This is a genomic window from Kosakonia sp. CCTCC M2018092 (genome assembly GCF_003864115.1).
Lineage (GTDB): Bacteria > Pseudomonadota > Gammaproteobacteria > Enterobacterales > Enterobacteriaceae > Kosakonia > Kosakonia cowanii.
The window spans coordinates 1,652,363-1,668,360 of the sequence record NZ_CP034225.1 but is presented as its reverse complement, the minus strand read 5'-3'; the positions used below and the strand labels follow the sequence as shown (position 1 = coordinate 1,668,360).

At 50.5% G+C, this 15,998-nt stretch carries 12 protein-coding genes, 3 pseudogenes and 1 riboswitch; of the genes and pseudogenes, 2 read left to right on the top strand and 13 right to left on the bottom strand.

Translation table 11 applies throughout. The features are described from left to right. Positions 1–49 precede the first annotated feature (49 nt). On the top strand, positions 50–301 hold the full coding sequence (locus EH164_RS07845; RefSeq protein WP_124967844.1) for a hypothetical protein: 252 nt from the start codon (positions 50–52) through the stop codon (positions 299–301). 22 nt (positions 302–323) lie between these two features. On the opposite strand, the gene EH164_RS07840 is transcribed toward EH164_RS07845, so the two are convergent. The 7 genes and pseudogenes from EH164_RS07840 to EH164_RS07810 form a co-directional block, all read right to left on the bottom strand. After that, on the bottom strand, positions 324–782 hold the full coding sequence (locus tag EH164_RS07840; protein WP_124967843.1) for a hypothetical protein: 459 nt from the start codon (positions 780–782) through the stop codon (positions 324–326). A gap of 174 nt (positions 783–956) precedes the next feature. After that, positions 957–2,067 (bottom strand): annotated as a pseudogene (locus EH164_RS07835) (IS3 family transposase). 313 nt (positions 2,068–2,380) lie between these two features. After that, positions 2,381–3,196, bottom strand: a complete 816-nt coding sequence (locus EH164_RS07830) for a hypothetical protein (protein WP_124967842.1) — start codon at positions 3,194–3,196, stop codon at positions 2,381–2,383. A 6-nt stretch (positions 3,197–3,202) separates the two neighbouring features. Continuing rightward, a complete protein-coding gene (locus EH164_RS07825) occupies positions 3,203–3,919 on the bottom strand; it encodes a hypothetical protein (RefSeq protein WP_124967841.1) in 717 nt (238 codons plus the stop codon). 82 nt (positions 3,920–4,001) lie between these two features. Beyond that, positions 4,002–5,300 (bottom strand): annotated as a pseudogene (locus EH164_RS07820) (integrase). A gap of 67 nt (positions 5,301–5,367) precedes the next feature. Then, positions 5,368–5,463, bottom strand: a riboswitch (TPP riboswitch). Between the two features lie 76 nt (positions 5,464–5,539). Then, positions 5,540–5,824: pseudogene (locus tag EH164_RS07815) on the bottom strand (ISNCY family transposase); the annotation flags it as partial. A gap of 59 nt (positions 5,825–5,883) precedes the next feature. Then, entirely contained in the window at positions 5,884–6,957 is a 1,074-nt protein-coding gene (locus tag EH164_RS07810; protein ID WP_124967840.1) for a LacI family DNA-binding transcriptional regulator, read from the bottom strand. A 268-nt stretch (positions 6,958–7,225) separates the two neighbouring features. Between EH164_RS07810 and EH164_RS07805 the strand changes: the two genes are divergently transcribed. Then, positions 7,226–8,491: a maltoporin gene (locus EH164_RS07805; protein ID WP_124967839.1), complete on the top strand. Its 1,266-nt coding sequence runs from the start codon at positions 7,226–7,228 to the stop codon at positions 8,489–8,491. A 137-nt stretch (positions 8,492–8,628) separates the two neighbouring features. Here the strand turns inward: EH164_RS07805 and EH164_RS07800 are convergent, their stop codons facing one another. From EH164_RS07800 to EH164_RS07775, 6 genes are all read right to left on the bottom strand, one after another. Continuing rightward, positions 8,629–8,940, bottom strand: coding sequence for a glucose PTS transporter subunit EIIB (locus tag EH164_RS07800; protein ID WP_124967838.1), 312 nt, complete (start codon positions 8,938–8,940; stop codon positions 8,629–8,631). A gap of 65 nt (positions 8,941–9,005) precedes the next feature. After that, the gene (locus EH164_RS07795) at positions 9,006–11,063 is read right to left on the bottom strand and encodes a beta-galactosidase (protein WP_124967837.1); all 2,058 of its coding nucleotides are present in this window, start codon (positions 11,061–11,063) and stop codon (positions 9,006–9,008) included. A 30-nt stretch (positions 11,064–11,093) separates the two neighbouring features. Further along, complete coding sequence (locus EH164_RS07790; RefSeq protein ID WP_124967836.1) at positions 11,094–12,281, bottom strand: arabinogalactan endo-beta-1,4-galactanase; 1,188 nt, start codon at positions 12,279–12,281, stop codon at positions 11,094–11,096. Between the two features lie 4 nt (positions 12,282–12,285). After that, on the bottom strand, positions 12,286–13,137 hold the full coding sequence (locus EH164_RS07785) for a sugar ABC transporter permease (RefSeq protein WP_042716650.1): 852 nt from the start codon (positions 13,135–13,137) through the stop codon (positions 12,286–12,288). Between the two features lie 9 nt (positions 13,138–13,146). Further along, complete coding sequence (locus EH164_RS07780) at positions 13,147–14,454, bottom strand: carbohydrate ABC transporter permease (RefSeq protein WP_124967835.1); 1,308 nt, start codon at positions 14,452–14,454, stop codon at positions 13,147–13,149. A 57-nt stretch (positions 14,455–14,511) separates the two neighbouring features. Further along, positions 14,512–15,747, bottom strand: a complete 1,236-nt coding sequence (locus EH164_RS07775; RefSeq protein WP_076770150.1) for an extracellular solute-binding protein — start codon at positions 15,745–15,747, stop codon at positions 14,512–14,514. Between the last annotated feature and the right edge of the window lie 251 nt (positions 15,748–15,998).

Sequence of the window (15,998 nt, the reverse complement as noted above, 5' to 3'; positions counted from 1 at the left end):
AAAAAGATACAACATGTACAACAATTCACTTCCTGAATAGGTGTTAAGAATGGCTAATAACTCAAAGCAAACATCAAGCAAAGTCGCATCAGTAGCAGCACAAACCTTGAACAACCCTAACGCATCTGGAATCCAAAAGAGCCTTGCTGGTTCAGCACTGGCTCAAAAGGGTTCTTCGCACCAAACAAGCGGTGCAATGGAACATAAAGCATCTGCTGCCCTTAACAACCCTCGCTCAAGCGAATTGACCAAAGAACTTGCCGCCTCTGTTCTGGCTCAGTCCAACAAAGGGCGTAAATGAAAAAAGGGGCGCAAGCCCCTTTTTAATCTTCTTGTTTATCGAGCAGATGTATTGCTTTCCAACATAAAAACATTGTGGCAATACTTGCACCCTCGCCAATACTTTTCTCATATGCTACAGCGAATGCTTTGTTCTGAACTTCAACCCAATCAAATTTGAAAGCATTCAATTCTTCAAGAGTTACTTTGTAATCATGTTTATGCGCATAATTATTTCTCACCTTGTTTATCGCTTTGAATGCAGAGTAGTATTTATTATTGAGTAAGCCCATAGCAAAAGCCAAATCTACTTTTAAATCATAAGAACGGGTAGATCTGAAAAATGCCTTAGGCTCAACAAGGTTCCTTGAAATTAATGTCTCAAGAACTTTTTCAATAAATAGATGCCCCTTCAAAATCGGAGATAATTCCTCTTCTGCAAATACAAGGCGCTCCATAACATGCTGGTCAAGTTCTTCGGAAGACAAATCATCAAAGTTCAATTTAGATTCCTTCAATTTAAATTCAGCACCGACATTTTAGCATAGCCTCTATGCGACAACACAAGTTAGCCATCCGTTGATGATTGACCGCTCAAAGTAGACAACGTGAGCGATTGCATAAAGCTGGCCTGTGAAGCTCTTGCCTGGAAATTAATGTGAATCGCCACGGATAATCTAGACACTTCTGAGTCGGTGATAATACTGGTTTTCATATTCTGTCGGTGACATCTGATCGCTCGAACCATGTCGACGCTTACTGTTATAAAACATTTCGATGTAATCAAAAATATCACTGCGGGCTTCTTCCCGCGTTCCGTAGATCTTTTTCTTTATCCGTTCGCGTTTCAGCAACTGGAAAAAGCTTTCTGCGACCGCATTATTGTGGCAGTTACCGCGACGGCTCATGCTGCCCTCCAGGCTGTGTGATTTCAGGAATGATTGCCACTCATGGCTTGTGTACTGACTGCCCTGGTCCGAATGAACCAGCACCTGTTTTTGGGGATTACGCCGCCATACAGCCATCAGCAGTGCGTTCAGGACAATGTCGTTTGTCATCCGGGATTGCAAGGACCAGCCGATAATTTTGCGTGAGAACAGATCAACAACCACGGCAAGATACAGCCAGCCTTCGTGGGTCCTGATGTAAGTTATGTCCGTTACCCAACGCTCATCCGGAGCATCCGGATTGAACTGTCGCCGGAGCCTGTTGGGCGACACGATACTGACCTCGCCTTTACGTGCCCGCGGACTCCGGTAGCCGACCTGAGCCTTCATCCCGACACGTTTCATCAGTCGCCAGACTCTGTTGACTCCGCACTGTTACCCGCTGTCCCGCAGATCCAGATGGATCTTGCGATAACCATAGACGCATCCCGATTCCAGCCAGAACAGTTTAATCTGTCCCGTCAGTCTCAGATCTGCCTGATGGCGTTGTGAATGCGACTGCTGAAGCCAGGCATAAAAACCACTGGGATGAACATCCAGCACCCGACAGAGCAGGCGAACAGGTCAGCAACGGGTGTTGTCACGGATAAAGGCGTACCTCAGTCGGACAGCTTTGCGAAGTACGCCGCGGCTTTAATATGTCCCGTTCTTCGGTAACCCGCTTCAGCTCGTTCTGGAGACGGCGGATCTCGGCCTGAGCATCTGACTGTTCTTTCTGAGTGGAAGAATCCGGACCGTACTTCTTTATCCAGGCGTAAAGGCTGTGGGTGGTGATATCAAGACGTGTCGCAACGCTGGAAACAGAATAACCACGATCAACAACCTGTTTGACTGCTTCAATTTTAAACTCTTAGGGATAACGCGTACCGCTCATGTGCACCTCTCTTTAAGTCATCTTAAATGAGTCGGAGGTGTCTGTTGAACCCGTGGCGATTCAGCCAGCCCTGGCCCACGCAGGGATCACATTAGCTTTGACAGACGAACGGGAGACAGACAACGCGAAGATTTGCGTTTACAACAATGCCAATTATACAGAGATAGTGACAATCAGACCGTCCGAACACTGCAAATACACACGCACCTTTTGACAATGAATACTAATTCGCTTTTTAGTCGATTTAGCCATAGAAATTACTATTACCTAACAAACCGAATTAATCTTTCAGTGGAATTAGTTTTTTACCTGTATCTTCAAAAAAGTTGTATTCATCCCAATAAACTGTATACCAGCGCATTATCCCAATTCGGTTTCGGTCAAGAATGCTTTTTAAATAAGACTTTGTTTTTTTCTCTTGAGGGTAATCAGAGGAATAAATTACGATGCAACGAGCATTTAACCCTCCACCGCCTCTCATAAAAAATGATAGATCTTTAAAAGTTAATGAATTGAAATGAGCACAATTCTCCACATCATTATCTAACTTCACCACCATTGACTTTATTTTATCGTATAAGGAAATCATTTCATTGAACAACTTATTATTTGCTAGGTTAGCATTTCTTTCATTAATCGTTTTTAAATAAAGCTCATCTTTTATAATTCCTATTGGATACCTGGCTTGTTGTACTATGTCTTGAGACAAAAGCTCCAATAAATTCAAATCATAATTTGATAGAGATAGTTCTAAATCTTTAATCATAGATAGTAAATCATGGCTGTAAAACTTAAATTTTTGAGAGATTGTATTTTCAGTAGCGCCATAGTTCATAAGTAAAACTGCTGATTTCAATAGCAATTCAAAAGCATAACCTAATAAAAGACGACTGCTTTTATCTGTTGCAGTCGCTATGCCTATCAATTCATAAATAGTCTTATCATTTTTATTAGCATCAGAGAATTTTCTTTTACTCTCATCTCCTTGACTACGTAGTAACTTTGCAGACAGATAAAGACTTTTTGACTCTTTAATCCATTCATCTCGTTTAAAAATCCCTTTCCCTTTTTTATTTGTTACAACTGAATTAACCATTTATTATTATTCCTCAGAAGTAATGAACTCAATTTCATAATACATACTAATAATGTTTGTAATAACAAAAATTAATTTTACAGCATCAACGCGAGTTGCATAATATTGTTGTCTTCCATGGGCAAATGCGTGCCTATTTAACGAATCAAAACTTTCAAAATCAATCCTCATAAAATACTTATCTAAGAATTGTTTAATTAAATAGCAACTCTGCACAAACTGGTAAGGAATTTCACCATCAGTTTCAATAAATTGACCGTTCTTATCTTTTTCAATCCAAACTTTTCGAGCCAAACCCATACCATACTTCACATTACTTAAGTCACCATCATTTGAAAGATCAGCCAAATACCTTTCAAGTATTGCAAACAATGAAGGAATACAGATTTGATAAAATCCTTGCCTGTATGCTTGAATTACCTCTAATAACATCTTGTGGATAAAAGGATTTTGTTCCTCTTCAAGATTTATTATTTTGAAAAATACGCTTTCAAAATTAAGTTCAAAAAAACTCATGAACCCTAATTCAATTTCTTTATCTGATAATTCTGATGACGGGCATTGAAAGTAATCATAACAATCAAAAGCTAATGGGGGAACCCATCCATTTTTAGATAACCGATTGATAAAATCCCATGAGAGATAGTCATCTTTCTCTAATCGCTCGAGAATACTTTCCATTATCGAATGGAATTTTTCAACGGTTAATTTATTTAGTAACACCTCAAACCCCATAAATTAGAAGCCTACAGATAAATCATCATCCATGAAAAAAAAATAAATACAAGCACATAACCAAAATTTATTATTCCCAGTTTAAACCATCGATCACATAGCAAATGCTTTGCAGTGGGAATGTATGTAAATAGCGTTTAGTAATCCCGCCATTTTTCTCGTGACCAACCGTTTGTTGTAGATGCAGAATGTTCTTTACCCATCCAGCCATTGCAGTGGAGCAAACAGGATGACGAATACTGTGCAAAAGTCGTCTTTGCCCGTAATCATCGAGATACGCAATACCAAGCTGATCACGGAGATCTGAAAACATTTTTCCTATCTTCGTCATGTTCGTTCCTGCAACCTCTAAGAAAATCCGCTCCTTCCATTGGCGATCAACGTAGTCCATAAATCCCCATTCGCTCAATTTCGAGTGGATCACTACTTGTCTGGTAGCGTTTTCACTTTTCCCCGCCCCCCTCTGCAATCAGGAAGTAATGCCGTTGGCTGTCTTCATCGAATTTTATCTGTGACTTCTCCAGTTTGGCAGTCTCGCCTCTTCTGGCTCTGGTGTATGCCAACAGCAATGTGATCCACTTTTGCCAGTTGTCAGGCTGTTTTAGCGCCCACCCCACAAACTTTTTCATCTCTGCTGTGCTGTAAGCACCGAACCTCGCTTTTGAAGGTGCTGCTACTACTCCATCAGTTGGGGACTTCTGCAAAACGTCTTTGCTTTCAGTGAGAAAACTTTTTAACAAGGATTTGTAGATTTTGAGGTGCTTATGAATAGCTTCAACACCCACGAGATCATCCGGTGGCACATCATCACATTCTATCAGTTGCTGGATGGTCATTGATCGATAAGGCTGTACAACGCGCTTAGGGAGGTTCTCAACAACTTCCATCACCTGTCTAATGTCCTGTTTGGTGATCGCAGTTACGTCCGTATTTTCCCCCAACACTATAAGCAATACTTCAATGTAACGTTCATTTGCCATTAAGATCGATTTAGTCCAACTCCCCCCTTTTCGGCTTTGTACATAGCCTAAGCATCAGAGAGAGTTAATGCGTTTTCCGGCTCAACTTGTGCCGGTGGCTCCCCAATTTTAGGGGATACAACAAGCGGCAGACTGGATAACAGCGGAAGTGTCACAGTCCTACGTTCTGACACGATCAGGTTTGGGATAAACGCGTCAAACATGGGAGTCGGAGTTGCTAATGATTTAACAAATGGGATGTGCGGAGTGATGTTAATCATCAAAGCTGAGGCTTGATGATAGCTATCAGTAAGGAGTGATTTTTTATACATCCTGCCATTTGAAAGCCGGATTTGTAGATAGTAATTACCGTTTCGTTGAAACGTGTATGACAGAGTTTTGTACCTCATGATCATGCTCTTTTTTTACCTTAGGTGCATTACACACAGACAAAAAGAAACATAATCTCATGAATAATAAACAAAATCTTGGCCACCTACGCTGGCATTATCCAGATCAGGTGGTACGGGTATTTCTCAGCCTTCACGCAGAAGGGCACCCCGAGTCATAACATCAATAAATTGTGGTGAAACTGTTCAGTAGCTTAATCCTGATAGTTGACGGTGTAAATGCGCATTTGCCCGTGCAGTCAGTGGCGAATCTGCTCCAGCTCCGCTTCGGTAAGCCCGGTCATGCTAATCACCGTGCTGCGATCGAGGCCGTTTTGCAGCATCGTCCGGGCGATGCGGAACGCCTCTTCTTTGCGCCCCTTCTCGATACCGCGCTGCTCGCCGAGTTCAATGCCTTGTTCGATCCCTCGCTCAATGCCTTGTTCAATACCCTGCTCAATGCCTTTTGCGAGACCTTTTTCGATACCCCTTTGTTCAAGCTGCTGTGCAATCGTCATCAATTGGTCCTCATGCTGTGGCGCCTGGTGCGTAGGCCCGATAAGCGTCAGCGCCATCGGGCAAATAAATGCCAGGAATGAAATCGTTATTTCATCAACTTATGCGCAATAACCTGCAATTGCTGGGCTATCTCTTGCAGGTTAGCGCCCTGCTCCTGCAATGCGCCGGTAGAGTGACGCACAATCAGCCGCGCAGGCAGCACGGATGAACTACGGGCGGCGTCGCCGTGGCCGCTGTCGAGCAGGCGACGCACCGCCTCTTTGCCCTGCAAATCAAGATCCAGAGAAACGGTGGTTAACGACGGGTGGAAGAAGGAGCTTTCATAGGTGTCGTCGTAACCGATCACCGATTTCTCGCCGGGAATGGCGATCTGATGTTGATGAAACGCGCTCAGCACGCCAAGCGCCATCTGATCGTTCCCGACCAGAACGGCGGTAAAATTCGGCGTTTCGCGCAGCATCTGTAGTGCGCCTGCGTAACCGCTCTGGGCATCCCAGTTGCCGTGAAATACTTTCACCGGTTTCAGGCCGTAGCTATCAAGGGTATCCACCCAACTTTTCAGCCGCAGTTTTGCCGACACGGAGCTTTCAGGCCCCGCCAACAGCGCGATATCGCGATGGCCTAAATCATAGAGATGTTTGACGCTCGCACGGGTACCGTCCGCCGGGTTAAACGAAACATTAAACACCGAGCTATAAGGATCAACGTCGAGAAACAGGCAGACAATATCATCATTGTCAGCCGCAATACGCTGGGCTTCATCGGTCTCCAGCGGCACGTTAATGATCACCTTATCAACCAGCTGCGACTTCAGTTCGTTAATCGCCGACTGGATATCATGATTGACGTTCTCATCAATCATTGAGATCAGCACCTGGTAGCCGTCGAGATTGGCATAGCGTTTTACCGCCGCCGCCACCTGAGAAGGGGCATGCAGTGCCAGAGAAGTGGTGACCAACCCAAGGGTCTGGCTCTGCTTACCGACCAGCTGTTGCGCCAGCCGATTCGGCACATAACGCAGCAACTCTATCGCTTTCTCAACCTTGAGACGCGTGGCTTCGGATACATTGGCAGATTTATTGAGTACCCTGGACACGGTCTGATAGGAGACACCCGCATGGCGGGCAACGTCTTCCAACGTCGCGCTTTTAGACTTCATGGTCCGGTTCCTTATGTTGTTATGCGCCAATTGTAACAGGGCAGATCAAAAAAAACGCTCACCGCTCATTTCCTCGCCGCTTCAGCCGCCAATAAGTATCACGCTCACAATACGCATAAATGTGAACGAATTCTCCACCTGTAACAAAAATCGCTGATTTATTTGCACTTAATCACACATTTCAGATCCTCAGTTTGCCTGTTTTTACATTTAAGCATTTTATGACTGCGATTATGTGAACGTAATACAAAACAATAAGAGGAACACGATGAAGACTCCACTACGCACACTCTCTCTTGCGTTAGCCGCTGCGCTGACCTCAACCTCGCTGATGGCGGCCACCTCGGTACCCATCGATTTTCACGGCTACCTGCGCGGCGGCGTGGGCGTGTCGGGCGACGGCGGCCAGGTGGAGTGGCAGAAAAATAAGATTGGTCGTCTGGGCAATGAATCCGACACCTACGGCGAGCTTGAGCTGGGCTCGGAAGTCTACAAAAAAGATGACGTCAGCTTTTACCTCGACAGCATGGTCAGCATGGTGTCGGATGGCTCCAACGATAATGAAACCACCATCGGTGACGATGCGCAGTTCGGCTTACGCCAGCTGAACCTGCAGATCAAAGGGCTGATCCCCAACGATCCCAATGCGGTGATCTGGGGCGGTAAACGCTACTATCAGCGCCACGATCTGCACATTATCGATACCAAATACTGGAATATCTCCGGCTCCGGCGCGGGGATCGAAAACTACACCTTCGGGCCGGGCGCCGTCTCTTTTGCGTGGATTCGCGGCGATGCCAATGACGTGGATTACCGCGTTGATAACGACAATGACGTCAATATCAACTATCTCGACTTGCGTTATGCCGGCTGGAAACCGTGGGCGGGCGCGTGGACGGAGTTTGGCATTGATTACGCCATGCCGAATCCCACCAAAAAGCAGAAGGCCTACGGCGGGTTGTATGACGCGGATGATGGCGTGATGCTGACCGGTGAAATCAGCCAGGATATGCTTGGCGGCTATAACAAGCTGGTGTTGCAGTACGCCAACAAAGGGCTGGCGCAGAATATGGTGTCGCAGGGCGGCGGCTGGTACGACATGTGGAACTATGTCAACGACGCTACCGGCTATCGCGTGATCAACACCGGGCTGATCCCAATTACCGACCGTTTCTCCTTTAACCATGTGTTGACCTATGGCGCAGCCGAAGACACCACTGCCTTTACCGACAAATCCCGTCTGGTGTCGCTGGTGGGTCGTGCGCAGTATCAGTTCACCGAATATGTGCGTCTGATTGGTGAAGTGGGCGGCTTTTACCAGAAGGATAATTACAAAAACGGCACCAACTATAAGCAGAGCGGCGAGAAGTACACTGTCGCGCTGGGTCTTGCCGACGGTTCCGATTTTATGTCGCGCCCGGAGCTGCGCCTCTTCGCCTCTTATTTAAATGACTCTGAAGATGGTAAATCCTTTGAAGATGGCACCAAAAATAATACCTGGAACTTTGGTGTGCAGGTGGAAGCCTGGTGGTAAACAGCCATTATATTTACCGTTTTAAAAAGCGTACCTAATTAACCTCGTTCGTTATCTCTGAGACTTGCAGGCTTATATTGCCACTACGTTCGTTATTGTTTATTTGGGATACCCTTTCGGGTATCCCTTTTTTATTGCTAACGGGAAGAGAAACGCTCATCGAGTAATTTACGCAGCGCGTCAGATTGCTTGCCGAAAATAGCGTGCACCTGTTGACCGAGAATAATCACACCCAGCGCACCCTCATCCTGCAGCGCCTGGGAATCAACCCGGGTTAACTCTTTTACCGTGACGCGCAGGCGGGTCAGGCAGGCATCAACCTGTTCAATATTTGCCTCACCGCCAAACGCCGCGGCCAGTCGCTCAATTTTCAACACCTCGGCCTCACTGAGCGGGGTGGCCGGTTTGGCCTCAGAGAAGTAATGCAGGAAGGATTTAAGGCTTACCATTGCAGGTCTCCGTAATCAGCAGATAAAAAAACGCCTGCCCGGATGGGCAGGCGCGCAGAGTGGACTTATGCGTCGCGGCGAACGACGCGGCAATCCCAGGGTTTGAGGGCCAGCGCACCGCTGACGGCGGCGTCACTCAGGCAGTCGTGATAACCCGGCGGCAGCGTGATGCTCTGCGCCTGGGCGGTGAAGTTCTGAATAAAGACAAATGCCTGCTCGCCATCTTCCCGCGCGGTCGCCACAACGCCTGGCGGCAGCTCAACGTTAAGCGCACGCGGCAGCGATAGCGTGTCGATGAGATTGGCGAAGAAGTCCCGCTGGAAGGCGAGATCGTTACGCGAGGCGATATGCCAGGCTTTGCCTTTGCCGAAGGCGTTGACCGTTACCGCCGGGCGACCAGCATAGAAATCATCCCGGTAAGTTGCCAGCGGCTGCGCGCCCTCAAGCTGAATCAGCTCGCAGAGATGGCGCACCTGGTATGGCCCCTGTAAGCCCGCTTCGTTGCCCGCCAGCCCCTGCACCAGGTTACGTTCGTTATCGTCGAGGCAGTCGATCTCCTCCGCCCAGATGCCGAGCAGGTTACGCAGCGGACCGGGGAAACCGCCCAGGTGGCAGAGATCGCTCTCATTGACCACGCCGCTCCAGTAAGAGGTCACCAGATGGCCGCCGCTGGCGACAAAGGTCTCGGCGCGTTCAGCGAAGCCATCGCGCACCATATAGAGCATCGGGGCGATAACTAAATGGTAGCGGCTGAGATCGGCATCGGCATTAATCACATCCACCGCCACGCCCTTCTCCCAGAAGGGACGGTAGTGTTCGTTCACCGTCTTCTCATACTCCATGCCCTTGTTGCGCGGCCCCTGCGCATCATCCAGCGCCCAGCGGTTCTGCTGGTCGAAGATAATCGCCACCCGCGCCTCGGTGCGACAGCCCATAACCGGCGTCAGCTTGCTGAGCATCTCGCCGAGGGCGGAGACTTCACGGCCAACGCGGGTATCGAGATGGCCCACGTGGTCAATCACCGCACCGTGGAACTTCTCCACCGAGCCACGGCTTTTGCGCCACTGGAAGTACTGCACCGAATCGGCGCCGTGCGCCACCGCCTGCAATGAGGAGAGGATATGCATCCCCGGCTTTTTCAGCTTGCTGGTCGGCTGCCAGTTAGTGACGCTCGGCGTCGACTCCATCAGCACGAAGGGCTTGCCGCCTTTCAGGGTGCGCATCATGTCGTGATACATGGCGGTATAGCAGGCAAGCTGGGTTTCGTCTTTATCGCGGTGCCACATCGGGTAGCTGTCCCAGGAGATAAAGTCGATCGCCTCCGCAAGCTGCCAGTAGTCGTAGTCGTAGAAGTACTCCATAAAGTTGGTGGTCACCGGCAGCGCCGCGTTGGCGGCCTTCAGCGGGGCAACTTCATGGCGGCAGAAATCGGTTACCTGGGCGGTGTTAAAACGCCGCCAGTCGAGATTCAGGCCATGGATGGAGACTTCGCCCTGCGGCGCAGGGGACTCGATTTGTGACCAGTCGCTGTAGGTGTGGCTCCAGAAGTCGCTCCACCAGGCGTGGTTCAGCGCCTCCAGCGTCTGATAGCGCGCCTTTAGCCAGTCGCGGAATTTCTGCTGGCATAAATCGCAGTGGCACTCGCCGCCATACTCATTGGAGATATGCCAGCCGAGCACCGCCGGATGCTGCCCGTAACGCTCCGCCAGCAGCGTATTGATCTTCAGCGTCTTTTCACGGTAGACCGGTGAGCTCATGCAGTGGTTGTGGCGACCGCCATGCAGCGCGGGCACGCGATCGCGCCCGACGCGCAGCACTTGCGGGTATTTTTGCGACATCCATGCCGGACGCGCACCGCTCGGCGTAGCGAGAAATATATGGATACCGGCGGCATATAATTTTTCTATGACCTCATCGAGCCAGGCGAAATTAAATACCCCCTCCTGCGGCTCAAGTTTTGACCAGCTAAATATCCCGACCGACATCACATTACATTTTGCCTGCTGCATCATGGCAATATCGCTATCGATAATACCGGGATAGTTTTCCCACTGCTCCGGGTTATAGTCCGCGCCATGCAATAGCGAGACGACCTTCGGGCTTAAAGGCGCAAATTTATTCATTATTCATTCCTGAAATTTACAACACGATAATTAATTAAAGACTTTCACCGACGGCAGCACTTTTCCCTGGCAATCAAACAGCGCCTGGTTTTCTCGCGCATTGCCCTCTTTCCAGTGGTCATTGATATATTTCATACCGGCGGGCGTGGCCCAGCCGTTGCCCGGGACGGCAATCCAGGTCGGTTCCCAGTAGAAAATGCCCTTGCCGCGCTGGCCCTGCACATTGATGACCGACTGCATTAAATCGTGCACATAGTCATACTGCCCCTGCACCGTGGCCGGGTAGCCCCCCGCTTTTTCCTCTTTCGCCTGGAAGCTGTTCTCGGCGTTATCGCAGTTCGCCAGCGTATAGGCGTAGGCCGCTTCGACGACAATGACATCTTTGTTGTAGCGCTTGCTGATGTCATCCATATTGGCCTGCAGGGCGCTGATTGGCCCGTTCCAGTAGGTGTACATCGACAGGCCAATCACATCGAAAGGCACGTTGCGTTTGGTTATCTCATCAAACCACCAGCGGAAGGTGTCGTTTTTGGTCCCTTCGGCGAGGTGCAGCATGATCTTCACCTGCTCGCCGTTATTCAGGTTCTCTTTGACCCCATCGATCCCGGCAGTAAGCAGCCCGGCCAGCCGGTCAAACTCGCCGCCGCCCTGCCCCCAGCTTTTGCCCTCCGGCCAGAGCATGCCGCCGTTGATCTCATTGCCGATCTGCACCATATCCGGCAGCACGCCCGCCTGCTTAAACTGCGCAATCGTGTCGCGGGTGTAGTCATGCACCCGGCTTTTCAAGTGCGGATAATCGAGCTTCTCCCAGGCTTTCGGCTTGAACTGCTTGCCCGGATCGGTCCAGAAATCGCTGTAGTGCAGATCGAGCAGCAGCTTCATGCCCTGCGCTTTTGCCCGCTTCGCCAGTGCAAGGGTAGTGGCGAGATCGTTATCACCACCGCCATAGGCATTGCCCTGCGCATCTTTCGGGTCGACCCACAGCCGCAGGCGCACATAGTTGACGCCGTTGGCTTTCAGGATAGCCAGCGCATCCTGCGGCTGATTTTTGTCGTTATAGAATTTCGCCCCGTGCTTTTCCGCATCGAGCAGCGTGGAGATATCCGCCCCTTTAATAAAGTCGGCGGGCATTTGGGTAAACGGGCGCGTGGTCACCGCGCTAGCAGAAAAACTGGCAGCGAGGCATACCGCCAGCAGAGCGGGAGTCAGTCTTTTCATATGCTTATCCTTTTGTACTGCCGGAGGTGAGGCCGGAGACGAAGTATTTTTGTAACGCCAGGTAGAGGATCGCCACCGGCACCGCAATCAGCACTGCACCCGCGGCGTAAGTGGTGTAGCTGGCACCCATTTTTTGCGCCACCAGGTTATAAAGCCCAATCGGCAGCGTGTATTTATCCGGCGTGCGCAAAATGGTGCTTGAGAGGATGAAATCCCCCAGCGGGCCGGTGAAGGAGAAGAGCGCCACTACCGCGATAATCGGTTTCGACAGCGGCAGGATGATCTCAATAAAGATGCGGAAGTTGCTGGCACCGTCCATGCGCGCGGACTCATCCAGATCGCGCGGAATGGCATCCAGGTAGCCCTTCATCAGATAGGTGTTCATCGGGATCATCCCGGCAACGTAGATCAGCACCAGCGCCATATGGCTGTTGATAAGCCCAAGCAGCTGCGAGAGAACGAAAATCGCAATCAGCGCCGAGAACTGCGGGATCATCTGTAACAGTAAAAAGAGCATCAGCCCGTTCTGGCGGCCTTTAAAGCGAAAGCGCGAAAAGGCGTAGGCGGTAAAGCTGACGCTAATTAAGGTCAGGATCATCGTCAGCAGGCTGATCTTCATCGAGTTCCAGTACCAGGTCAGGTAGTTCACCTGGCCGTTAAAGAGATCGGCATAGTGCTGGAACGAGAGGTTTTCCGGGATGATCGAGGTGCTGAGCAGGCTGTTGCCGGCATTCAGCGACGCGCCAATCGTCCACACCAGTGGGTAGATAATCGTCAGCGATACCGCTGCTATCACCAGCCAGGAGAGCGTCAGGCGAATAACCTTCTCGCGGCGAATACTTTGTGATTGAGCCATTTTCTTCCCTTATGCCATGTCGTCGTTTTTGAACGATTTGGTGGCGCGGAACTGCCACAACGCCAGGCCGACAACAAAAATCGACAGCAGGATGGTGATGGTGGCCGCGATGGCGTACTGCGATGAGGACATCGTCAGCTTATAGATCCACGACACCAGAATGTCGGTGCCGCCCGCGTTCGCGCCAGCTACCGCCGGTCCGCCGTTGTTAAACAGGTAGATGATGTTGAAGTTGTTAAAGTTGAAGGTGTATTGCGTGATGATGATCGGCGCAATCGAGTAGAGCACCAGCGGCAGCGTAATGGTGCGCAGGCGGGTAAAGGTGCCCGCGCCATCCATCTTCGCCGCTTCATACAAATCGTCCGGAATCGCCTGCAATACGCCGGTGGTCATGGCAAAGACAAACGGGAAACCGAGCCAGGTTTGCATCATGATCAGCGCGGTTTTGGTCCAGAAGGGGTCCGTCAGCCACGGTTTCGGGTCGATGCCGAAAAAGGCGAGGATCGCATTGTTAATGACGCCAAAGGAGTCGTTAAACATCCCGGCGAAAACCAGAATAGTGACAAAGCCCGGCACCGCCCACGGCAGGATAAAAATGGTGCGCACCAGCGGCTTAAAGCGCAGATCTTTCTGGTTCACCAGAATCGCCAGCAGCACGCCGACGCTGCACTGCAAGGTGGTCGCCAGCAGCGTCCACACCACCGTCCATTGCAGCACGTCGAAGAAGGTTGAGCGCCAGATCGACAGGGTAAAAATATTGATGAAGTTCTTTAACCCGACCCAGTCGACCAGTTTAGCGGGCGGCGTGTGGTAGAGGTTGTAATTGGTAAAGGCGATGGCGAAGCCGAAGAGGATCGGAAAAATCACCACGAACACCAGCAGGATAAAGCCCGGGCTGATCATCAGGTAGGGAAAGCCGTCGCTGAGCAGCATCTGGTACTGTTTGCGCACGCTGTTAAGCGGCTTACCGGCGTCGCGTTTTTTACCATTCAGCCACGCGTCGCGCATTGAGAGCCCCCACACCATCAGGCCAAAGGCGATAATCAGCACGCTGATGATCCCCTCCGCCAGCAGGAAGATGGAGTTGTCGCGCGGCACCTCTTCGCCAAGGGTGTATAACCCCCACAGCCCTTCGCGCAAAAAATCAGAGAAGATGCCGGTAAAACTCGCCAGCAGCACAAGAAAGATAAGGCCTTTCAGCCACTGGCGATGGTAGAACTGGCCAAAGCCCGGCACGATGGCCAACAGCAGCCCGCACCACGCGTGACGCCCTGCGCCGGGCGCTTTGGCAAAATGTTCGCTGGGACTGATAATCACGTACGACTCCTTTTCGACAACGGGAGGTCCCCCTCCCGTCTCTGTACCAACACGCGGTTACTGGTTACTGGCCTGCATCGCTTCGACCTGCATCTGGATCTGCTTAGCAGCGGCATCCAGCGCCGCCTGCGGTGCCTGTTTACCGGTGAGGCTCAGCTCCAGCGCGGCATTCGCCGGGCCCCACACTTCACCCATCTCCGGAATGCCCGGCATTGCGGTTGCGCGGGCGGCCTGCACCGCTACGGCGCTCGCCTTCTCGTCGTTTTTAATCACTGGATCGTCAATCATCGCTTTCTGCGCCGGGATTTCGCGCGTGGCGATATAGCGCGTCTTCACGTACTGCGGCTGGTTGATAAATTCGATAAATTGCTGCGCCAGCGCTTTGTCTTTACTCCAGGTCGAGACGACATAACCTTTTACGCCGAGGAAAGAGCTCATCGGTTTGCCATCCGGCAGGTTCGGCAGCGGCGCAACGCCGTAGTTAATGCCGGCAGCTTCATAGGGCTGGAACGCCCACGGGCCATTGATCACCGCCGCCGCTTTTTTCTCGGTAAACAGCGAATCGATGGCGTTAAGCCCGTTATCGCCAAGGATCCCCGACGGGAATACCCCCTCGGCATAGAAGTTTTTCAGGAAGGTAACGGCTTCTACCGCGCCGGGTTTATTCAGGCCGATATCCTGCGGGTTATAGCCGCCTTTGTCGTTTTTGCCGAACAGATAGCCGCCCATCGGGCCAATCGCGCCCCAGCTGTAGTAAATCTGATCGAACTTCGCCAGCAGGCCATATTTGTTCTGCGCGCGCTGTTTTTTCGAGTAGTCGAGCCACTCCGGCAGGCTTTGCAGCGGCTTGTCGATAAGATCTTTGTTGTAGATCAGCACCAGCGTCTCTACCGCTTTCGGCACGCCATACAGGGTGTTGTCGAGGCGGAAGGCGTTGATGGAGGCAGGCGTAAAGGCGTCAACCTTTTCTTTGTCCAGATTCAGGGGGGTCAGCAGCCCTTGCACAACCGCGCCGCCCAACTGATCATTGGGGATCACCAGCACATCCGGGCCGATGCCCGCCGGGCCATCAAGGCGGAGTTTCTCCAGCTGCTGGGCGTAGGGCATCTCCTGCACGTTAACTTTGACGTTATATTTCTGCTCAAAATCGCGCACCGCATCCTGGATGCCCGCCGATTTTTTGATGTCTTCCCAGACATTGAGTTGCTGTGCGGCGGCGTGCGCCTGCAAGCCGACAAGCTGCCCGGCGGCAAGGGTTGTCAAAATCAGTGCGGTAAGGGTCTTCTTTTTCATTATCAACCTCATGTCAAGGTATAACAATTTCATGGTTTTTATGGCGCATCATCAGGTCACTGCTCTGGCAAACCACCTGATATTGCAGGGCTTAAGACGTATTCATTCGCCTTATCGGATTTGTTATACGCTACGCTTTACGCGCTGATAAAACGAGAATAAACGTTGCGTTATGTGACCAATGTTACAGAAATGAAAATTGAGTATAGGGCGCTAAATCCGTGGAAGTTATAGTCAGACCATGATTTTTC